Below are 20,408 nucleotides of genomic sequence, written 5' to 3' on the forward strand. Positions count from 1 at the left end.
CAAGGAATCGATCATGTCTGAAGGCCCGGTGGCGACGATTATTCGTGCAAAACTGACGGCGGGGCTGTCGCCCTTGCGTCTGGAGGTCGAAGACGATAGCTGGCGCCACGCCGGACATCATCATGAAGGCGGAATGGACGCCAAGCCTGACGGCGAAAGCCATTTCAATCTGGTGATCGTGTCCGCCGCTTTCCAGGGGCAGACGCGGCTGGCGCGACAGCGCGCGGTCAACGCCCTCTTGAAGGACGAGATGGCCGGACCGGTCCACGCTCTTTCGATCAAGGCGCTGACGCCGGAGGAGGCGAGTTGAGCGAGAGAACTGCGTTCACATCGTCTTAGAACCTTCGTCTTAGCGTCATTCGACCAAACAGAACGTGGGGATCTGGGCTTATGGTGGAATCCGATGGCGTCGCGAGGGCGCTCGAAGGCGATCAGCGCGCCGGCGACGCAGCCCAGGCCCTGACGGCCATTCTGCAGACCCAGTATCTTCGCTACATGATCATCACATCCTGGGCCGTGGGCCTGCTGGGCACGGTGGGCCTGTGGCCGGCGCTCCTGTGGTTCGGCGGCACCCTGGCGGCTGGGTCGCTGCGGGGACTGGTCGAGCATCGTCTGAGCCATCGCGTCGGCACCAACTGGGGCGTGATCTTCCCTATCGTGGCTACGGTGACGACCGGCGCCTGGGCCATAGCGCCTCTGATGGCGTGGTTCTCGCCCACCGAGTTCGGACGGCCCCTGGCCCTTGCCCTGCTGATTTCCGGCTATGTGCTGGTCTTCGCTCAGCTTCGCAGCTCGCCGCGTCAGGCCCTGATCATCTCTTCGCCCTACGGTGCGGCCGCGACGATCATTCTGTTCAGCCTGTGGGGCACCAACGTCTTCTGGTCGATGCTGGCGGTCCTGCCGTTTACGGCGGCGGGTCTGTTCGTGCTGGTGACCATGACCTTGCTGCGCGAAGACCGCATCCGGGCCTTCCAGTCGCACCAGGCGCATCTGATCGAGGAACTGGAAGCGGCCCGCGACAAGGCCAATGCCGCCAATGACGCCAAGTCGAACTTCCTGGGCGTGATCTCGCACGAACTGCGCACCCCCATGAACGGCGTGCTGGGCGCGGCCCAACTGCTCAGCGCGACGCGACTGGAGACGACGCAGCGCGAATATCTGTCGATCATCCGCAACTCCGGCGACAATCTGTTGTCGCTGCTGAACGACATCCTCGACATGACCAAGATCGAGGCCGGCAAGATGAACTTCGAGGTCGTCGATGTCGCCGTCGACGGTCTGAACAAGCGCATCACCGGCCCCTTCGAAGCCCAGGCCGAAGCCAAGGGCCTGACGTTCGTCACGACCGTGGAAGGCGACATCCCGACGGTGGTGCGCGGCGATCCGCTGCGCGTCTGTCAGGTGGTGCAGAATCTGTTGTCCAATGCGGTCAAGTTCACCGAGGCCGGCGAAATCCACTATCTCGTGCGGGGCCACCGCATTTCGGATCAGCGCGTGCGGTTTGAATTTGTCGTCCAAGACAGCGGTGCGGGCATTGCGGCCGCCGATCTGGAGCGGCTGTTCATGCCGTTCACCCAGGTCGACACCTCGTCGACGCGGCGCTTTGGCGGGACGGGTCTGGGCCTGACCATCGCGCGACGCATGGCCAACATCATGGGCGGCGACATCACCGTGACGTCCAAGCTCGCCGAGGGCTCGTGCTTCACCCTGGAAATCGAGGCCGAGGTCGTGGAATGGGCCAAGCCCGTCGCGGCGGCCGAGGTTCATGCCGAGATTGAAGGCGGCGAATCGCTGCGCGTCCTGGTGGTCGAGGATCATCCGGTGAACCGCATGATCCTGGAGGCCTGGATGAGCTCGGCCAGCCACGTCACTTCGACGGCCGAGAACGGTCAGGTCGCGGTCGATATCGCCAAGGATCAGCCGTTCGACCTGATCATCATGGACGTGAACATGCCGGTGATGGACGGACTGACCGCAACGCGCATCATCCGCGAAGGCGGCCAGAACGCCGGCACTCCCATTGTGGTCCTGTCCGCCTCGGCGCGTCATGAGGATCACGAGGCCGGTCTTCAGGCCGGCGCCGACGCCTATTTGAACAAGCCGATCGATTTCGGCGCCCTGGCCGCCCTGATGGGTCGCGTCGGCGGGGGTCGCGAGGCAGTTGCGCAAATGGCGCTACCGTCGTCGGAGGCCTCCGTCGCCGCCTGATTGCGGCGATCCTGTGTTCCCGACATGAACCTGGGCCGATGACGCCGGTTCAGGTGCGCCTCAGTCGCCGTGATCCATAACTGCATCCAAGCCGACGTTCTTCGGCGCAGATGGAGACACGATCATGAAAAAGATCCTGACCACCGCAATCGCTTCGGTCATGGCCGCCGGCGCGCTGGGCGCTGCTGGCGCAGCGTCGGCCCAACCCATGCCGCCCCACGGTCCGCATGGTCCCGCCGCACGTCATGGTCCGGGTCCTGACCACTACGATCGTCGGGACTATCGCCAGGATCGCCGCGACTACCGCCGCGAGCTGCGTGAGGATCGTCGCGACTATCGCGAGCAGCAACGCGCCTATGAGCGCTGGCAGCGTGCGGAACGTCGTTACAATGCCCCGCGCTATGTGCCGCCGCGCGGCTATGCGGTTCGGACCTGGAGCTATGGTCAGCGGATGCCATCCTACTACCGGACCAACGCCTATGTGGTGAATGACTACAACCGCTATGGCCTGCGTGCCCCGCCCCGTGGCTACCAATACGTCCGCAGCGGTAATGACGTGGTGCTCGCCGCCGTCGCCGGCGGCCTGATCACCGCCGTGATCGCCGGATTGTTCAACTGATCTGCTGAGGATTTGAGATGCGCCCCGGAGGGAAACCTCCGGGGCGTTTTTCGTTCTGAAGAGGACGGCGACGCTTCCGGCGCCCAAGATGGATGACGATGCGCGCCTTCGCCGAGCTACTGGACCGCCTGTCCCTGACGGCTTCGCGCAACGCCAAGCTGGTGCTGGTGCGCGATTATCTGAGGGCGACGCCTGATCCCGATCGGGGATGGGCGCTGGCGGCCCTGACCGGCGACCTGACGTTCGACGCGGCCAAGCCGGCCATGATCCGAAAGGCGGTCGAGGGGCGGGTCGACAGCGTGCTGTTCGGCTGGTCCTACGACTATGTGGGGGATCTGGCGGAGACGGTGGCCCTGATCTGGCCCGTGACCCCGGACCATCGGCCAAACCGCGAGCCCGAATTGGCCGAGGTCGTCGAGGCGCTAAGGACCGCGACGCGGACGGAGGTGCGCGGTCTTCTGGAAGGCTGGCTCGATGCGCTGGAGCCGAAAGGGCGCTGGGCGCTGCTGAAGCTGATGACCGGGGCCTTGCGCGTGGGGCTGTCGGCGCGGCTGGCCAAGACGGCGGCGGCCATCATGCGCCCGGACGCGGTGATGGCGCCGCCTTCGCCGGAGGGCGACGAGGCGCAGATGACGCTGGAGGCGTTGGACGCCTCGGCCATCGAGGAGGTCTGGCACGCGGTGGAGCCGCCCTACGCCGACCTGTTCGCCTGGCTGGAGGGCAGGGCGGAGCGGCCCAGCCCGGATGCGCCCGGCCGTTTCCGACCCGTCATGCTGGCGGTCGCCATCGATGAAGCGGTCGACCTGCCCAAATTGTCGCCGGCCGACTATGCGGCCGAATGGAAGTGGGACGGCATTCGGGTGCAGGCTGTGCTGGAGGGCGAGGTCCGCAAGCTCTATTCGCGCACGGGCGACGAGATTTCAGCCGCCTTTCCCGATGTGATGGAGGCCCTGGCGTTTCAGGGCGCGATCGATGGCGAGCTGATCGTCTGGCGCGACGGGGCGGTCGCGCCGTTCGGGGACCTTCAGCAGCGGCTGAATCGCAAGTCGGTCGACGCCAAGGCGATGCAGGCCTTCCCGGCGGCGGTCGTCGCCTATGACCTGCTGGCCCAGGACGGCGAGGATCTGCGTGGCCTGCCGCTGCGCGAGCGCCGGTCGCGCTTAGAGGCCCTGGTCAATGGTCATACCGGCGAACGACTGCACCTGTCGCCGGTGGTCGATTACGCCGATTGGGATCAGTTGGCGCGGCTGCGGGCCAATCCGCCGGTCGGGGCGGCGGCCGAGGGGCTGATGCTGAAACGCTGGGACAGCCCCTATCTGGCGGGGCGACCCAAGGGGCCGTGGTTCAAATGGAAGCGCGACCCGCACGTCATCGACGCCGTCCTGATGTACGCCCAGCGCGGCCACGGCAAACGCTCCAGCTTCTATTCCGACTACACCTTCGGCGTCTGGACGCCGGAAGGGCCGCTGACGCCGGTGGGCAAGGCCTATTTCGGCTTTACCGACGAGGAGTTGAAACAGCTCGACAAGTTCGTGCGCGATCACACCATCGACCGGTTCGGGCCGGTGCGGTCGGTGCGAGCCGAGCGGGACTTCGGCCTGGTGCTGGAGATCGCCTTCGAAGGGCTGAATCGCTCGACCCGGCACAAGTCGGGCGTGGCCATGCGTTTTCCGCGCGTCAGCCGCATTCGCTGGGACAAGCCGGCGCGAGAGGCCAACACCATCGACGATGTCATGGACCTGCTGGACGCCATCGAAAGCGGCGGCGGGCGGATCGCAAAGGCCTGAAATCGGGCTTTCGGGGGTTCCAATCGTCGCGTCAGGCGTTAGACCCGACCTCATGTCTCTGCCTATTTCCAACGAAGTCGCCGACGCGGTGGCCGCGGGCCGCAAGGCCGTTTCGATCGATGCCGCCGTGATCGCCAAGCTGACCGACATGGCGGGTGATTTCGCGATCAACCTGACGATCGCCATCCTGATCTTCGTCCTCACCGTCTTTGCGGCGAAATGGGCGGCGCGCGGGGCGCGCAATACGCTGTCGAGGGTCAAGGGATTCCGCCACGATCCGACGGTCCTGAGCTTCGCGGTCCAGGTCGTGCGGGTGGTGGTCTTCATCATCGGCATGATCGCCGTGCTTCAGCGCCTAGGCGTTCAGACGACCTCGATCATCGCCGTGCTGGGCGCGGCGTCCTTGGCGGTAGGTCTGGCGTTGCAGGGCACGTTGTCGAACGTGGCGTCGGGGATCATGCTGCTGGTGCTGCGGCCCTACCGGGTCGGCGACGTCGTCGATGTCGGCGGGATGAGCGGCACGGTGCAGCGACTGGACCTGTTCACGACCCAACTTTCCAACGCCAATAACCACAAGATCGTCATTCCGAACTCCAAGGTCCTGAGCGACCCGCTGACCAATCTGACCGGCCAGCAGACGCGCCGGATCGAGATCAACTTCACGGTCGGCTATGGCGACGATCTGAACCAAGCGCGTTGCGTGCTGGCGGATACGGCCGCCGCACACGACAAGGTGCTGCACGATCCCCATCCCTGGACCGGGGTGACGGGCCTGCTGGACAGCTCGGTGCAGGTGACGCTGCACGCCTGGGTCAAGGTCGGCGACTGGTGGCAGACCCAGGCCGATCTGATGCAGGGCGGCAAGGAGGCGCTGGACGCCGCCGGGATCGAGATTCCGTTCCCGCATCAGGTCGCCGTGCCCTATGGCGATGAAGATGTGGTCCCGGTCGTGCGCGTCCGCACGGTCGAGGACGATACGGCCGATCTGAAGGCGACGAACCGTTGATGCGTTACGATTTCGGCTCCGACAACACCGCCGGCATGGCGCTGAGCGCCATCGAAGGCCTGGTGCGCGCCAACAAGGGATTCGCCCGCGCCTATGGCGCCGACGAGGTCACCGCCCGCGCCGTCGACCAGATTCGCCAGCGTCTGGATGCCGACGCCGAGGTGCGGTTTGTTTTCAGTGGGACGGCGGCCAACGCCATCGCCCTGTCGATGCTGGCCCAACCCTATGAGGCGGTGCTGGCGCACCATGCGGCGCACATCTGCACCGACGAGACGGGCGCGCCGGGCTTCTTCGGTCACGGCGTCGGCCTGATCGGACTGCCGGGGTTCTCGGGCAAGATCGATCCATTGGCGTTGCAGGCGCAGTTGGGCGAACCCGAAGTCGGGCATCGTCAACCGCCCGCCGCCCTGTCGCTGACCCAGGCCACGGAATATGGCTCGGTCTATACCGAGGAAGAACTGCGCCACCTGATCGAACCGGCCAAGGCGCTGGGCTACGGCGTTCACATGGACGGAGCGCGCCTGACCAATGCGGTCGCCGCCGGTTTCGACCTGAAGGACATTCCGCGCCTGGGCGTGGACGTGCTGGTGTTCGGCGGGGCCAAGGCGGGCGCCAACTGCGCCGAGGCGATCGTGCTGTTCGACAAGAGCCTGGCGCGGCGATTGGACAATCGGCTGAAACAAGCGGGCCAGACGTCATCCAAGACGCGTCTGTTGTCGGGCCCGATGCTGGGGTTGCTGGAAAGCGGCGATTGGGAATCGGGCGGCGCCCATGCCAATCTGATGGCGCAGCGACTGGCGGCGGGCATCGCGGGGCGGTCGCCCTTCGTCCTGGCCCATCCGGTGGAGGCGAACGCCGTCTTCGTGCGGATGCCGCCAGAGGCGCATGCCCGCCTGAATGAAATGGGCTGGGCCTGCTACGCCTTCGATGACGGTTCGGTGCGCTTCGTCTGTTCATGGGCGACGCAGGAAGCGGCCGTGGACGAGTTGATCGAGGCGGTCGCCGGTCTGGGCTGAGCGACTAATCCTCGTTCGCGCGCCAGCGTGGCCTTTCCCCGGTCGCAATGGGTTTCCATATGCGCATCATGGCGATGCGAGGCGAACGCTCCGGCGGCAGGCGTGACCCGATGGTCAAGGCGCAGCAGGCAGGGAGCACACAGGACAGGACGGACGGACCCCCGACGCTGACGGCGTTGGCGGACCTTGCGCGGCTGGTCGCCCGTTCAGGCGCACCGCACCTGAAACTGCGGCTGATCTCGGCCATCCTGCTGACGCTGGCGGGCAAGGGGCTGGGCGTCATGGCGCCGCTGGTGCTGGGTGCGGCGGTCAACCGTCTGGCGGCGGGGCAGGGTGCCGCGACCGCCGTCGGCCTGGGCTTTGCGGCCTTCGCCATCGGCTGGACGCTTGTTCGGTTCCTGTCGGCGGCCTCGCCCCTGATCTCCGACGTGGTGTTCGCGCCGGTGCGCGCCGCCGCCCAGCGCGCGACGGCGGCCGAGGCCTTCGCCCATGCGCTGAGCCTGTCGCTGGATTTTCACCAGACCAAGCGCTCAGGCGCCCTGTCGCGGACGATGGACCGGGGATCGCGCGCGGTCGATTTCCTGCTGCGCATCCTGGCCTTCAACTTGGTTCCGACGGGGGTGGAGCTGGTGCTGGCGGCCGGGGTGCTGGGCGCCAAATACGACTGGCGCTTCGCCGCCGTCGCGGTGGTCGTGGTCGTCATCTACACCGCCGCCACCTTCGCCATGTCCAACTGGCGGTTGGAGCATCGCCGGATCATGAATGCGGCCGATTCCGAGGCCGCTGGCGTCTCGGTCGACGCCCTGCTGAACTATGAGACGGTCAAGTCGTTCGGCGCCGAGACGCGCGCGGCTCAGACTTATGACCGCGCGTTGGGCGACTATGCCGAGGCGTCGCTGAAGGCCAACAGTTCGCTGAACATGTTGAACGGGATGCAGGCCCTGGTAATGAACCTGGGCCTGGGCGTCATGGCGGTGATGGCCGGATTCGAGGCGGCGGCCGGTCGGATGGGGCCGGGCGATGTGACGGCGGCGGTGCTGATCATGATCTCGCTATATGCGCCGCTCAACATCCTGGGCTTCGCCTATCGGGAAATCCGTCAGTCCTTCATCGACATGGAGGAGATGCTGAAGGTGACGCGACAGACGCCGCAGGTCGCCGATGCGCCGAACGCCGTCGCCCTGCCGCGGCCGGTCGATGCGCGCGGGGCGTCGGTAGCGTTCGAGGCCGTCGGCTTCCGCCACGACGCGCGGGCCAATGGGCTGGAGGACGTCAGCTTCTATGCCGCGCCGGGCACCACGACGGCGCTGGTCGGCCCATCGGGCGCGGGCAAGTCCACCATCGTCAAACTGGCGCTGCGTCTGCTCGATCCGCAGGAAGGGCGCGTGCTGATCGACGGCCATGATGCGCGCGAAGTGACCCAGGCCTCGCTGCGATCGGCGGTGGCGCTGGTGCCTCAGGATGTGGCGCTGTTCAACGACACCCTGGCCGCCAACATCGCCTTCGCCCGGCCCGAGGCGGATGAGGCGCAGGTGTGGGCGGCCGCGGAGGCGGCGGAACTGGCCGACTTCATTCGCGGCTTGCCGGACGGGATGCAGACCAAGGTCGGCGAACGGGGACTGAAGCTGTCGGGCGGCGAACGTCAGCGGGTGGGCATCGCCCGAGCCCTGCTGGCCGATCCGTGCATCCTGATCCTGGACGAGGCGACCAGCGCCCTGGACAGCCGCACCGAAGCCGCGATCCAGAAGACGCTGCGCAAGGCCAGGAACGGCCGCACGACCCTGGTGGTCGCACACCGGCTGTCGACCGTGGCGGATGCGGACCAGATTCTGGTGCTGAAGGCCGGGCGGGTCGTCGAACGCGGCGGTCACCACGAACTGGTAGCCCGACAGGGCGGGGAGTATGCGGCGCTGTGGCGCAAACAGACGCGCGGCGGCAAGACGCCTCAGATGGCCGACTGATCGGCGGTCGGCAGCTTCTTTCTCAGAACCTCATGCAGGTTCGTCAGGATGGCGGTCCGCGCGGCCTGCTCTTGCGGCGGCAGCGCCAGCAACAGCTTCATCGCCTGGGCATGGACCGTGGCGATGCGCCAGTCGAAACCGCCCTGACGCGGCGCGGCGTCCAGCAGGTCGCATAGGCCCTTGGCCGCCGTGCACAGGTCGTCCATCTCGAACGGGCTGGCCGCATCGATGATCTGGCTTGAGGCGGAATAGGCCAGATCCAGCCGCATGGGCTCGATCAGGTTCGGATCGGGCTTGGCCAGCAGGGCCGCGATATTGTCGCCGATGATGGCGCGGGCCTGATCCTGAAGTCCGTCCAGATTGGCGCGGGCCTGGGCCAGGGCGACCCCGACGCTGACACCGCCGGGGCGATCCAGCATCTCTGCCAGGCGAGACTTGCGCTGAGTGTGGGTGATGACGGTCATAGGGCCAGACTCTCCATCCCCTTCGCCTTGCGAATCATGTCGGCGCGGCGTTCCACGCCTTCATAGCCGGTGTGTCGGAACCGGCGATCCGGGCCCAGATAGTCGCCGACCTCCAGGAAGGGCCGGCTGTCGCGCGCCACCCACAGGATGCGCTCCAGCAGAAGCGCCGGGCTGAAGGGCTTGGTGACGACGAAGTTGGCGCCGCAGTCCCGCGCCTCGGCGACGCGCCCGCGACGAATGTGGCTGGCGGTCATGATGACGGGGGTGAAGGCGTTGGGATTGGGGCCGGAGCGGCGCAGCCAGCGCACCAGTTCGAACCCGTCGATGTCGGGCATGTCGGTGTCGACGACCAGCAGATCGACGGGTTTGTCGGTCAGCAGCTTCTTGGCTTCCATACCCGTGCCGCACGCATAGGTCGGGCGGATGCCGAAACCGGTCAGGGCGTTGGACGTCAGCGTCAGCGAAAACGGCGAATCGTCGACGATCATCGTGATCGCGCCAGCCAGATTGAAGACGGCGCTTTCACGCAGGGACTCGCCGCCGCTCATGGCGCAAAGGCCCCAGTCTGTCGCGCCGCTGAACTCATGGCCGGTCGCAAACCTCGATGCCCTTGAACGAAGCGCCGAGCTTGGCAGACGAGGGTGGATGCTGCGTTAACGTTGGTCGGCCAAAGCGACCGGGCGTCAGAGGGCGCCGATGGCGTAGAAGCGATCCGCGCGACGCTTCTTGATCTGCTGGGGCGTCAGGCCGTCGAAGCCCTTCAGTTCTTCGGCCAGAACGTCGCCGACATTGGCCATGGCCGCGTCGCGATCGGTATGGGCGCCGCCGACGGGCTCTTGGATCAGGCGGTCCACAATCTTCAGCTGCATCAGGTCCGGGCCGGTGATCTTCATCGCCATGGCCGCATCCTTGGCCCGCGCGCCGTCGCGCCACAGAATGCCGGCGGCGCCCTCGGGCGAGATGACCGAATAGATCGAGTGCTCCAGCATCAGGACGCGGCTGGCCGCCGCGATGGCGATGGCCCCGCCCGAACCGCCTTCGCCCGTGATGGTGGCGATGGAGGGCACGCCCAGGGTCAGGCAGCGCTCGGTCGAGCGGGCGATGGCCTCGGCCTGGCCGCGCTCCTCGGCGCCCAGGCCTGGATAGGCGCCGGCGGTGTCGATGAAGCTGAGGACCGGCAGGCCGAATTGTTCGGCCATGTCCATCAGGCGCACCGCCTTGCGATAGCCCTCGGGCCGCGCCATGCCGAAGTTGTGAGTGATGCGGGTCGCAGTGTCGTGACCCTTTTCGTGGCCCATGATGACGACCGGCCGGCCGCGGAACCGGGCCAGACCGCCCAGGATCGCCTGGTCGTCCCCGAACTGGCGGTCGCCGTGCAGTTCGTTCCAGTCGGTGAACAGGCTCTGGACGTAATCGATGAAGTGCGGACGCTGCGGATGGCGCGCGACCTGGGTCTTCATCCAGGGGTCGAGGCCGGCGTAGGTCTTCCTGCGCAGTTGCTCGGCCTTCTTGCGCAGGCCCTCGATCTCATGGTCGATGTCGCCCGAGGTGTCGGCCAGCAGCGACAGCTCCTCGATCTTGGCTTCCAGATCGGCGATCGGCTTTTCGAAGTCGAGATAGTGCGTGGCCATCAAGGCGTCCGGGAACTGCAAACGGGCGAAAGCGCCCTTGGGGAAGGCGCGCGAACCTAGAGAGGTCAACGCCGCCGGGCAAGCGGGGGTTCAGTCGTCGCGCGCCAAGGGGTGGTTTTGTTGGACGACCTGGGCCAGGCGATCGGTGGCGACGTGGGTGTAGATCTGGGTCGTGGCGATATCGACATGGCCCAGCAGGGTCTGAACGACGCGCAGATCGGCGCCGCCTTCGAGCAGGTGGGTGGCGAAGGCGTGTCGCAGGACGTGGGGGCTGACGCGGGCCGGGTCGATGCCGGCCGTGATCGCGGCCTCGTCCAGCAGTTGGGCGAAACGCCGCGGGGTCAGATGGCCGGTGCGGCCGGAGGAGGGGAACAGCCAGGGGCTGTCCGGCGTCTCGGGCTTGCGACCATCCTTGCCCTTCAGTTTAGCGTCGCGGGCGGTCAGCCAGGCCTTGATGGCCTCGCGCGCGGCGGTGTTCAGGGGCGCGAGCCGTTCCTTGCCGCCCTTGCCGCGCACGATCAGATAGGCGGAGTCGCGCCGAACGGCCTCGACTTTGAGCCCCAACAGTTCGGATACCCGCAGGCCGGAGGCGTAGGCCATCTCGACCAGGGCGACCAGGCGCAGACCCGCCGCCGCGTCACGGGTGGCCGAGGCGGCCAGAAGGGCGTCGATCTCGGCGCGGGTCAGAACCTTGGGCAGGGACCGGCCCTGTTTGGGCGCATCAAGGCGTCGGGACGGGTCATCGCCGCGCCAGCCTTCGGCCAGGGCGAAGCGGTAGAATTGCCGCGCGGAGGAGCGACGCCGCGCGGCAGTGGCGGCGGACAGGCCGCGTCGTGACAGGTCGGCGAACCAGCCCTCGACCGCCTCGGCGTCGGCCTTCATCAGACCGCCGGCGTCCGACAGCGCCATCTCCGCGTCCGTCAGATCGCGGCCATAGGCGGACAGGGTGTGGGGCGAGGCGTCGCGTTCGACGGCCATCATCTCCAGAAAGGCCTCGATCTGGGGCGTCATCGAGCGAACTCGCCGTCGAACCTGTGGCGCAGGGTCAGGCTTGGTGTAGAGGTTTTCTGGATCATGCCTGCCCGAGCCGCCGCCTTCGCCCTTCTCTCGACCGACCGTTCCGCCGGAGCCGCCGGATGAGGCGGCGCGCGAATCCGGGACCGACCCGCACCATAGCCCTGGTCGGGCTGATGGGGGTGGGCAAATCGTCGGTGGGACGCCGGCTGGCCAATCGGTTGCGGCTGCCCTTCGCCGACGGGGACGTGGAGATCGAATCGGCGGCCGGGATGACGGTGTCGGAAATCTTCGCCGCCCTGGGCGAGGCCGAGTTCCGGGCGGGCGAGGCGCGAGTGATCCGCCGCCTGCTGGAGGGGCCGCCCATCGTGCTGGCGACCGGCGGCGGGGCGATGATGAACCCGGAGACGCGGGCGCTGCTGAAGGCCAAGGCCGACACCGTCTGGCTGAGGGCCGATCTGGCGGTCATCGCGGAGCGGGTGGCGCGGCGCGACACGCGGCCCCTGCTGCGCGGCAAGGATCCGCTGGAGGTTCTGACCGGCCTAGCCGAAGCCCGCTATCCCATTTACGGCGAGGCCGATGTGACCGTGGACGTCGGGCAGGGCTCGCACGGCCAGGCGGTGGACGCCATTCACAAGAACCTGCGCCGACACTGGCGCCAGAGACGACGCACGGAGATCCCGCAATGACGATCATTCCGGTCAGCGGCGGGGCTTTTGCAGCTTATGACGTCGTGGTGGGACGCGGGCTGCTGGCTCAGGCCGGCGCACACATCGCACCGCTGGCCAAGGGGCGGACGGTCATCGTCACCGACGAGACGGTTGCGGGCATCCATGCCGAGGCCCTGACCGCGTCGCTGACGGCGGCGGGCGTCACCAGCGAGATCGTGGCGGTGCCGGCAGGCGAGGGCTCCAAGTCCTTCGCCGAGCTGGAGCGGGTGCTGGACCGGCTGCTGCAGATCGGTCTGGATCGCAAGGATGTGGTGATCGCTTTGGGCGGCGGGGTCGTCGGCGATCTGGCCGGTTTGGCGGCGGCCCTGTTCATGCGCGGCATCGATTTCGTGCAGATTCCGACGACTTTGCTGGCCCAGGTCGACTCTTCCGTCGGCGGCAAGACGGCCATCGATACGCCGCGCGGCAAGAACCTGGTCGGCGCCTTCCATCAGCCGCGTTTGGTGCTGGCGGATATCGACGTGCTGGCCACGCTGCCGGAACGCCAGGTGAGGTCCGGCTGGGCCGAGGTGCTGAAACACGGGCTGATCTGCGACGCGGCCTTCTTCGACTGGCTGGCGGGCGAGGGGGCGGCGGGCGCTAAGGGCGATGCGGCGGCGCTGGAACGGGCGGTAATCCGCTCGGTCGAGATCAAGAGCGCGGTGGTCGGCGAGGACGAAAAGGAGGCGGGGCGACGCGCCCTGCTGAACCTGGGCCACACCTTCGGCCATGCGATCGAAACCGAGGTCGGCTTCGACGAAGGCGCTTTGGCGCACGGCGAGGCGGTGGCGCTCGGGTGCTGCATGGCCTTCCGATACTCGGCGCGCGAAGGGCTGTGTTCGGCCGCCGATGTCGAGCGGGTCGAGGCGGTGGTCGCGGCGGCGGGTCTTCCGACGCGGCTGGATCAGGCGGGATCGTTCGCGGCCGACCGTCTGCTGGCCTTGATGGCGGGCGACAAAAAGGCCGAGGGCGGGGCCCTGACACTGATCCTGGCGCGGGGCGTGGGCCAGGCCTTCGTGGCCAAGGGCGTGGATGCGGCCAAGGTGCGGGCCTTCCTGATCGAGGAAGGCGCGACCGCGTGATGCGGATCGCGACGGTTCCGCTGGAGGATCGGTTCGTGCGGCTGGAGCCGTTCGAGGACGGGTTGAGAGCCGAGGTCCGCGCGGCTCTGAGTTGCGATCCCGACGCCTGGGAGATCATGGTGGCGCCCGCCTATGGCGATCATTTCGAGGCGTGGTGGAAGGGTGGGCTGGCGGCGATGCAGGCGCAGACGCGGATCGCCTATGCGGTGCGGCGGGCCTCGGACGGGGCGGTGGTCGGGACGACCAGCCTGTATGAGATCAACCCCGCCTATCGCCGCTGTGAGATCGGCTCGACCTTCTATCGGCCAGAGGCGCGGGGAGGGGCGATCAACCCGGCCTGCAAGCGGCTGTTGCTAGGGCATGCCTTCGATGCGCGCGCGGTGCGGGTCGAGATCATCACAGACGCCGTCAACGCCCAGAGCCAGGCCGCTATCCTGAAACTAGGCGCCAAGGCCGAGGGCGTCCTGCGTAAGCACAAAATCACATGGACTGGCCGGGCGCGCGACACCGCCATGTTCGCCGTCATCGACGACGACTGGCCCTCAGTGCGCGACGGGCTGGATCGGCGACTGGCGGCGTTGGTCTAGGCCCGCATCTCCTCGATCAGAGCCGCGATCAGGTCGGCGGCGGGCATGGCGCGCGCCAACGGGGCGCCCTGACCTGCCCATTGGGCTCCGAAGCCGGTCTCGCCAGCGGCCTTTGCGGCGGCGTTCAGGGCCTTGCCCGCATCATAGGCGACCGGGTAGTCCGGGATGACCGCCGTCGTCTGCTCGCCCCACTCGGTGAAACGATTGCGCAGGCAGCGGGCAGGGCGGCCCGAGACGGCACAGGTCATGGTGGTGTGGTGCGCGGCGTCGCTGCTCAAAGCGGCGCGATAGCCCGCGTCGGCCGCGCTTTCTGGACAGGCGATGAAGGCGGTGCCGAGCTGAGCCGCGATGGCGCCGAGGTCGAGGGCGGCGCGGACGCCTCGCCCATCCATGATCCCCCCGGCAGCGATGACTGGCAGGCCGGAGCGCATCACCAGAAGACGGGTCAGCGCCAGCGTCCCCAGGCGGCTGTCCTCGTCGTCGGGGTCGAGCATCCCGCGATGGCCGCCGGCTTCCCAGCCCTGGGCCACGATCGCGTCCACGCCGGCTGTCTTGCAGGCCAGGGCTTCGTCCAGATTGGTGGCGCTCGCCAGCAGCAGGCATCCGGTCTGTTTCAGCGCGCGAATCCGCTCGGCGTCAGGCAGGCCGAAATGGAAGCTAACTACGCGAGGCGCATTGGCGAGCAGGGCCGACAGCATGGCGTCGTCGTCGGCGAAGCTTTGGTAGATGGCGGCGAGTCCGGCGGGCGGGGTCGCGCCGAAAGCCTCGAACTGCAGGGTCAGAGCGTGAAGCCAGGCCGTTTCGACGATCTTATCTCTTCGCGGCGCGGCATGGACGAAATGATTGACGTTGAAGGGGCGGTCGGTCAGCGCTCGCGTCTCGGCGATCATCCGGCCCGCGCCGTCCGCATTCGTCGCGCCAACGGCGATGGAGCCCAGCGCGCCAGCGTTGCAAATGGCGGCGGCCATTCGGGGCGTCGAGACGCCGGCCATCGGCGCCTGGATGGTCGGAGCGGTCAGGCCGAGCTGTTCGATCAGGGACATGAGGTTGACGTATGCAGCCGCGCCACCTCTCGCAACGCGATCAGTCGACTGCGCGGCATTCCGTCGGCTGGCGACCCTCGACAGACCAGGTGGCCAAAACGCCCTTGCCGCGCAGTTCGACGTTGGAGGCGCGATACCAGATGCCGTCGGCGGCGCGTTCTTGGTACAGGTCGATGGCCTCGCCGGACGAGTTGCGGATGGTGGCCATCTGGCGCGGGTTGTCGAAGTCGACTGACAGACGCTCGCCATTATCGCACAGATAAACGGTGTGGACGACGCGGTTCAGGGTGCGGTCCTGGATTTCGGCGCCCGTGCGTTGGCGGGCGGTCTGGGCCTGGATGGCGCGTTCCTTGACCTCGTCGCCGGTGCGCGGAGCCTTGTCGGGATCGGCGCCGCAGGCGGTGAGGAGGGCCAGGGCGGCCAAGCCGCTGAACACGATCGACTGCGGCAGATCCGGCTTGAACAAGGTCTTTTCCCTCCACGGCCCCGCCCAACGGCGCAGCTTTTCGCGGCGTTCTAACGTGCGCCGCCTGTCGCCGTTCCCCGTCTTTGACGGAAGAAGGATTTGAGCAGCGACGACGCCTCGCCCGCCAGAAGGCCTGAGTCCGTGGTCGGGCGCCAGTGGCAGGTGGGTTGTTCGAACAGACGCGGGCCGTGGATGACGGCGCCGCCCTTGGGATCGTCGGCGGCCCAGACCACGCGGCCGATGCGGGCGTGGCTGATGGCCCCGGCGCACATGGCGCAGGGCTCCAGCGTCACATAGAGGGTCAGGCCGGTAAGGCGATAGTTGTCCAGCGCCGTCGCCGCGCGCCGCATGGCGACGATCTCGGCATGGGCGGTGGGGTCGCGAGCTGCAATCGGACCATTGGCGCCGGTCGAAATTACCTCACCTGAGGCGGGATCGACAAGAATTGCGCCCACGGGCACCTCTCCTGCGTCCGCCGCCGCTTGCGCTTGGTCCAGCGCCATGCGCATGAACCGCTCATCATGGTCCGCCATACAGACGACAACGACAAGAAGCCCCGCGCCCGTCAAGACGAACGGTCGCCCCGGCCCTTTAAATCCTCCGGTCCCCGCAAGAGCGGCGACGGGACGAGATCATTCGGCGACAAGCCGCGCGGCCCTCGCGAAGACGGCGCCAAGCGGTTCGGCGACAAGGCCGACAGCCCACGCAGCGACCGGCCCCGCACCGACAAGCCGCGCAGCGATGGGGGCGGCAAGGACGGCAAGTCCAAGACGCCGGACACGCCTCTGCGCGCTGAGCGAATCGCCAAGACCATGGCCCGCGCCGGCATCGCCTCGCGCCGTGAGGTCGAGCGTCTGATCGGCCTGGGCAAGGTGGCGGTCAACGGCCGCATCCTGGACACGCCCGCGACCCTGGTGACGCGCGACGACGTGATCACCGTGGACGGCAAGCCCATCGGTTCGACCCAGGCGACGCGGGTCTGGCGCTATCACAAGCCGGCGGGCCTTTTGACCAGCCACAGCGATCCGACGGGACGACCGACGGTGTTCGACGCCCTGCCGGCCGGCTTGCCGCGCGTGATCTCGGTCGGGCGGCTGGACCTGGCGACCGAAGGCCTGCTGCTGCTGACCAACGACGGCGAGCTGAGCCGGGCGCTGGAGCTGCCCTCGACCTCGCTGGTGCGTCAGTACCGGGCGCGGGCGCGGGGCAAGATCACCCAGGAACAGCTGGACGCGCTGAAGGACGGCGTGGTCGTGGACGGCGTCGCCTATGGTCCCATCGAGGCCAAGCTGGACAAGGCCAAGGAGTCGAAGTCCGAAGACGGCAAGGCGCCGGCGAACCTGTGGATCTCGGTGTCGATCACCGAGGGCAAGAACCGCGAAGTCAGGAAGGTGCTGGAGTCCGTCGGCCTGACGGTTAACCGGCTGATCCGCCTGGCCTACGGCCCGTTCCGCCTCGACGTCCTGCCCATCGGCTCGGTGGAAGAGGTCGGGCCGCGCGTGATCCGCGAGCTGCTGGCCGACTATATCCGGCCCGAGAACCTGCCGACCGGCAATACGGTCGAGACGCCCGCGCCCATCCCCGGCCGTCGGGTCTCCACGCCCATCGTCAAGGGCCGGTCGGGTTCGGCCATGTCGGACCCGTCGCGCAAGCCCAGCCGCGTTCGCGCCGCCGAGACGGCCCAGGCGGACGCGGTCGAGCGCCGCGAGCGTCCGCCCAAGAAGGAAGGCTGGGCCAAGGCCGCGCCCAAGTTCGAGCATTCCAAGAGCTTCAAGCCGCGCGAACGCACCGCGCCCGCCGGTGATCGTCCGGCGCGTGAGGATGGAGATCGGCCAAAACGCGCCTTCAAGCCGCGCGACGACCAGTTCATCGACGACCGGCGCGGCAAGCCCGGCGCCAAGCCGGCGGGACGCGCCGGCTCCGGCCCCCGCGTAGGCGGTCCCGGCGGAAAGCCGGCCGGCGGCCGCGACTTCAAACCTCGCACAGGCGGCGGCAAACCGGCCGGTCCGTCCGGAACGAGCGGACGCGGGCCAGGCGGCAAGCCGCGCACGCCCCGCTGAGGCTCGCCGCCGAGGACTGAGCGATGACGATCTCGACCGGGCGGTGCCTGTGCGGCGCCGTCACCTTCACCGCGACGCCGAACGGCGGGATGCACGCCTGCCACTGCCCGACCTGTCGGCGGCAGTCGGGCGGCATCCTGTTCAGCGTGGACTGCGGCGACAGCGTCGCGGTCACGGGCGAGGTGGCGACCTATGTGTCGTCCGACTGGGCGACGCGGCAGTTCTGTCCCGCCTGCGGGACGGGCCTGTTCTGGCGATCCAACGACGGGGCGATCACCATGGTCTCGGCCCAGGCGTTCGACGATCCGTCGGTCTTCGCCCTTGAGGACGAGTTCTGCATCGAGAGCAAGCCGGCGACCTATGCGCTGGCGGGCGAGCGGCCGCGCCTGACGACGGACGAGCTGTGGGCGCAGTTCGCGCCGCCGCAGGATTGACGACAAGGGTTGCGACAGGGGGAATGGCGATGACGACGACGACAGCGGATCTGAGCCCGGCGAAGGGCGATCACAGCCTGGAACGGCTGCTGCTGTTCTCGGACGGGGTGTTCGCCATCGCCATCACCCTGCTGGCCATCGAACTGCATGTGCCCGAAGGCTGGAACGGACAGTGGGCCAGCCTGTGGGCCGAACGGTGGCCGATGTTCACCGCCTTTGCGCTCAGCTTCGCCATCATCGGCGTCTTCTGGAACACGCACCGGCGGGTGTTCGCCCGCATGACCGGCTTCAGCAACGGGGTGATGCTGTTCAACATGTTGGCCTTGGCCGGGGTGGTGTTGATGCCGTTCGCCACGACCCTGCTCTACGAACAGCCGCGCAACGGCGAGGGGGCATGGATCTATCTGAGCCTGGTGGCGCTGGTCGGCGTCATGCACGCCGGCGCCTATGGCTGGGCTGCCTTCGTCACCGATGCGATCCGGCCGCGACCGCATTGGGCGGTGCGCGCCACGGTGGTCGTGACCCATGCCCTGATGCCGGGGCTGGCCTGCGCGCTGAGCTTCTTTCTGATGGCGCGGGGTGTCGGGCTGCTGGCGGCCGTGACGGCGCTGGCGCTGGGTCTGCTGATCGCCGGCCGGGTGTGGGTCGGACGCCGCTTTGGCGGAGCCGCCTGATGCGGATCGTCGCGGGCAGCCTGAAGGGCCGGGCCATTGTCGCGCCGGAGGGGCAGGGCACGCGCCCGACCTCGGACCGTGCGCGCCAGGCCTTATTCAACGTGCTGGAACACGCCGCCTGGGGCGAGAGCCTTCAAGGCTTGCGGGTCATCGACCTGTACGCCGGGTCGGGCGCCCTGGGGTTCGAGGCGGTCAGTCGGGGCGCGGGCTTCTGCCTGTTCGTCGAGACGGACGACGGCGCGCGCGGCGCGATCCGCGAGAACGCCGACGCCTATGGGCTGATGGGGCGCACGCGGGTGCATCGCAGGAGCGCGACGGACCTGGGCGTGCGGCCCGGCCCGATCGCCGAGGCGTTCGACCTGGCGTTTCTGGACCCGCCCTATGGCAAGGGGCTGGGGGAGCAGACGCTGGCGCGGCTGATCGAGGGAAGCTGGCTCAAGCCCGGCGCCCTTGTGGTGTTTGAGCGCGGGTCGGACGAGCCGGAGATCGACACCCCCGGCTATCAGCGGCTGGACGCGCGCGACTATGGCGCAGCCAGGGTGCTGTTCCTGAAGGTTTCGCCGACAGCAGAGTGAGGCGATGCTGCCCGTCTCCCAACGGGAGAGGGGAGGGTTACAGTTTGGCGGCCAGGCCGCGCGCCGCCGCCGTCACCTCGGCCCAGGTGATCTCGAACCCGTCGTCGTCGCCGAAATAGGGGTCGGCGACGGCCTGACCCTCGCGGCCGGGGACGTGGTCGAGCAGCAGGCTGAGTTCGGCGGTCGCATCGGCGGGGGCGAGGCGGCGCAGATTGGCCAAGTTGTCGTGGTCCAGGGCGATCACATGGGTGAAGCGGCGAAAGTCCGCCTGCGTCACCTGCCGCGCCTTCAACCCCGAAATCTCGACCCCATGGCGCCGCGCCGTCGCCTGCGCCCTCGGGTCCGGCGCCTCGCCCGCATGCCAATCCCCGGTCCCGGCGGAATCGACGATCAGATCGAGGCGCAGCCGTTCCGCCTCGGCGCGCAGGGCGGCCTCAGCGAGGGGCGAGCGACAGATGTTGCCAAGGCAGACGAAGAGGATGGAGGGCGTCTTCAAGACAGAAACGTCGCAGCGTCAAAAAGCCCCGCCAAATCTTGCTTTGCCATAGGGAGGCCCTTGATAGCTTCATGCAATAGGTACCCTGCGGCGTTGCGACGGTCCGGCGTCAGAGGATAACGCGAGCAGACGACTTTTTTAAAAGCCTTCAAAGAGTGATCACTCTCGTGCGCGATGAGGTTTCGTGTTGTGAATGCGCGCTTGATGACTTCCTTGTGCTTTGGCTCGAGTAGAGAGAATGGTCTTCCCCTAGCAAATAAAGCATCAGCTCTCTTCTCTGTTCGATCATATGGAAGGTAATCGGCGTAAGATGAACCCATTAAGAGGACAGTTTTTACTCGATTAGGGTTAGATTCAGATACCTTGCGAACAAATCTTCTTGTTTTTCCGTTTACTAACTTCGGTCCCCAGTTCGTCGATGGGTTGCATAGGTGAACCATCTGACTTTCTATAAAATATTCGAACGCTCGAACTCCAAAGAGATAAGCGCCCTGAATGACGACGCCCTCTTGATTTGCATCGGCACCCTTAGTTCCTATTCTCTTCAACGCACTGTCTATTGTTTGCCCCAGAAC

The 20,408-nt window shown here is 67.5% G+C and carries 23 protein-coding genes; 14 read left to right on the forward strand and 9 right to left on the reverse strand.

Annotation, left to right across the window (positions count from 1 at the left end; genetic code table 11):
• The first annotated feature begins 13 nt into the window (after positions 1-13).
• The 7 genes from QRN13_RS06555 to QRN13_RS06585 all read left to right on the forward strand — a co-directional run bounded on the left by QRN13_RS06555 (position 14) and on the right by QRN13_RS06585 (position 8,597).
• Positions 14-310, forward strand: a complete 297-nt coding sequence (locus QRN13_RS06555; RefSeq protein WP_284877294.1) for a BolA family protein — start codon at positions 14-16, stop codon at positions 308-310.
• 80 nt (positions 311-390) lie between these two features.
• Entirely contained in the window at positions 391-2,208 is a 1,818-nt protein-coding gene (locus QRN13_RS06560; protein WP_284877295.1) for a response regulator, read from the forward strand.
• Between the two features lie 124 nt (positions 2,209-2,332).
• Positions 2,333-2,827 (forward strand): RcnB family protein, encoded by a 495-nt coding sequence (locus tag QRN13_RS06565; protein ID WP_284877296.1) that lies wholly within the window; start codon positions 2,333-2,335, stop codon positions 2,825-2,827.
• Between the two features lie 98 nt (positions 2,828-2,925).
• Entirely contained in the window at positions 2,926-4,614 is a 1,689-nt protein-coding gene (locus QRN13_RS06570; RefSeq protein WP_284877297.1) for a cisplatin damage response ATP-dependent DNA ligase, read from the forward strand.
• A 52-nt stretch (positions 4,615-4,666) separates the two neighbouring features.
• Complete coding sequence (locus QRN13_RS06575) at positions 4,667-5,620, forward strand: mechanosensitive ion channel family protein (RefSeq protein WP_284877298.1); 954 nt, start codon at positions 4,667-4,669, stop codon at positions 5,618-5,620.
• On the forward strand, positions 5,620-6,636 hold the full coding sequence (locus tag QRN13_RS06580) for a threonine aldolase family protein (protein WP_284877299.1): 1,017 nt from the start codon (positions 5,620-5,622) through the stop codon (positions 6,634-6,636). The genes QRN13_RS06575 and QRN13_RS06580 overlap by 1 nt, the downstream gene beginning before the upstream one ends.
• 110 nt (positions 6,637-6,746) lie before the next feature.
• Entirely contained in the window at positions 6,747-8,597 is a 1,851-nt protein-coding gene (locus QRN13_RS06585; protein ID WP_284877734.1) for an ABCB family ABC transporter ATP-binding protein/permease, read from the forward strand.
• On the opposite strand, the gene QRN13_RS06590 is transcribed toward QRN13_RS06585, so the two are convergent.
• From QRN13_RS06590 to QRN13_RS06605, 4 genes are all read right to left on the reverse strand, one after another.
• A complete protein-coding gene (locus tag QRN13_RS06590) occupies positions 8,582-9,061 on the reverse strand; it encodes a hypothetical protein (RefSeq protein WP_045811695.1) in 480 nt (159 codons plus the stop codon). The two genes, QRN13_RS06585 and QRN13_RS06590, sit on opposite strands and share 16 nt — an antisense overlap.
• Positions 9,058-9,609, reverse strand: coding sequence for a response regulator (locus QRN13_RS06595; protein ID WP_039247653.1), 552 nt, complete (start codon positions 9,607-9,609; stop codon positions 9,058-9,060). The genes QRN13_RS06590 and QRN13_RS06595 overlap by 4 nt, the downstream gene beginning before the upstream one ends.
• A gap of 135 nt (positions 9,610-9,744) precedes the next feature.
• The gene (locus tag QRN13_RS06600; RefSeq protein WP_284877300.1) at positions 9,745-10,692 is read right to left on the reverse strand and encodes an acetyl-CoA carboxylase carboxyltransferase subunit alpha; all 948 of its coding nucleotides are present in this window, start codon (positions 10,690-10,692) and stop codon (positions 9,745-9,747) included.
• 90 nt (positions 10,693-10,782) lie between these two features.
• Positions 10,783-11,703, reverse strand: coding sequence for a site-specific tyrosine recombinase XerD (locus QRN13_RS06605; RefSeq protein ID WP_284877301.1), 921 nt, complete (start codon positions 11,701-11,703; stop codon positions 10,783-10,785).
• 125 nt (positions 11,704-11,828) lie between these two features.
• On the opposite strand from QRN13_RS06605, the gene QRN13_RS06610 reads away from it, so the two are divergent.
• Genes QRN13_RS06610 through QRN13_RS06620 form a run of 3 tightly spaced genes read left to right on the forward strand, consistent with a single transcriptional unit; the run spans position 11,829 to position 14,085 of the window.
• Positions 11,829-12,395, forward strand: coding sequence for a shikimate kinase (locus tag QRN13_RS06610; RefSeq protein WP_284877302.1), 567 nt, complete (start codon positions 11,829-11,831; stop codon positions 12,393-12,395).
• A complete protein-coding gene (gene aroB / locus QRN13_RS06615; protein ID WP_284877303.1) occupies positions 12,392-13,498 on the forward strand; it encodes a 3-dehydroquinate synthase in 1,107 nt (368 codons plus the stop codon). Before QRN13_RS06610 ends, aroB begins: the two co-directional genes overlap by 4 nt.
• Positions 13,498-14,085 carry a GNAT family N-acetyltransferase gene (locus tag QRN13_RS06620; RefSeq protein WP_284877735.1) on the forward strand — a complete coding sequence of 196 codons (588 nt, stop codon included), beginning with the start codon at positions 13,498-13,500 and terminating at the stop codon, positions 14,083-14,085. The genes aroB and QRN13_RS06620 overlap by 1 nt, the downstream gene beginning before the upstream one ends.
• Here the strand turns inward: QRN13_RS06620 and QRN13_RS06625 are convergent.
• Genes QRN13_RS06625 through tadA form a run of 3 tightly spaced genes read right to left on the reverse strand, consistent with a single transcriptional unit; the run spans position 14,082 to position 16,103 of the window.
• Positions 14,082-15,128 (reverse strand): NAD(P)H-dependent flavin oxidoreductase, encoded by a 1,047-nt coding sequence (locus tag QRN13_RS06625; RefSeq protein ID WP_284877304.1) that lies wholly within the window; start codon positions 15,126-15,128, stop codon positions 14,082-14,084. The two genes, QRN13_RS06620 and QRN13_RS06625, sit on opposite strands and share 4 nt — an antisense overlap.
• Before the next feature lie 40 nt (positions 15,129-15,168).
• Positions 15,169-15,594 carry an MliC family protein gene (locus tag QRN13_RS06630; RefSeq protein ID WP_082464998.1) on the reverse strand — a complete coding sequence of 142 codons (426 nt, stop codon included), beginning with the start codon at positions 15,592-15,594 and terminating at the stop codon, positions 15,169-15,171.
• Between the two features lie 50 nt (positions 15,595-15,644).
• Positions 15,645-16,103: a tRNA adenosine(34) deaminase TadA gene (tadA, locus tag QRN13_RS06635; RefSeq protein ID WP_271040888.1), complete on the reverse strand. Its 459-nt coding sequence runs from the start codon at positions 16,101-16,103 to the stop codon at positions 15,645-15,647.
• 12 nt (positions 16,104-16,115) lie between these two features.
• Between tadA and QRN13_RS06640 the strand changes: the two genes are divergently transcribed.
• Genes QRN13_RS06640 through rsmD form a run of 4 tightly spaced genes read left to right on the forward strand, consistent with a single transcriptional unit; the run spans position 16,116 to position 19,337 of the window.
• Positions 16,116-17,654, forward strand: a complete 1,539-nt coding sequence (locus tag QRN13_RS06640) for a pseudouridine synthase (RefSeq protein WP_284877305.1) — start codon at positions 16,116-16,118, stop codon at positions 17,652-17,654.
• Between the two features lie 23 nt (positions 17,655-17,677).
• Positions 17,678-18,088, forward strand: coding sequence for a GFA family protein (locus QRN13_RS06645; protein ID WP_066551267.1), 411 nt, complete (start codon positions 17,678-17,680; stop codon positions 18,086-18,088).
• A gap of 29 nt (positions 18,089-18,117) precedes the next feature.
• The gene (locus QRN13_RS06650) at positions 18,118-18,762 is read left to right on the forward strand and encodes a TMEM175 family protein (protein ID WP_271040891.1); all 645 of its coding nucleotides are present in this window, start codon (positions 18,118-18,120) and stop codon (positions 18,760-18,762) included.
• Entirely contained in the window at positions 18,762-19,337 is a 576-nt protein-coding gene (gene rsmD / locus QRN13_RS06655) for a 16S rRNA (guanine(966)-N(2))-methyltransferase RsmD (RefSeq protein ID WP_284877306.1), read from the forward strand. Before QRN13_RS06650 ends, rsmD begins: the two co-directional genes overlap by 1 nt.
• Positions 19,338-19,374: 37 nt before the next feature.
• Here rsmD and QRN13_RS06660 read toward each other — a convergent pair whose 3' ends face one another.
• Positions 19,375-19,833 carry a low molecular weight protein-tyrosine-phosphatase gene (locus tag QRN13_RS06660; protein WP_284877307.1) on the reverse strand — a complete coding sequence of 153 codons (459 nt, stop codon included), beginning with the start codon at positions 19,831-19,833 and terminating at the stop codon, positions 19,375-19,377.
• Positions 19,830-20,381, reverse strand: a complete 552-nt coding sequence (locus QRN13_RS06665; protein ID WP_284877308.1) for a hypothetical protein — start codon at positions 20,379-20,381, stop codon at positions 19,830-19,832. Before QRN13_RS06665 ends, QRN13_RS06660 begins: the two co-directional genes overlap by 4 nt.
• Positions 20,382-20,408 lie beyond the last annotated feature (27 nt).

This window comes from Brevundimonas sp. MEB006b (genome assembly GCF_030209705.1).
Classification (GTDB): Bacteria; Pseudomonadota; Alphaproteobacteria; order Caulobacterales; family Caulobacteraceae; genus Brevundimonas.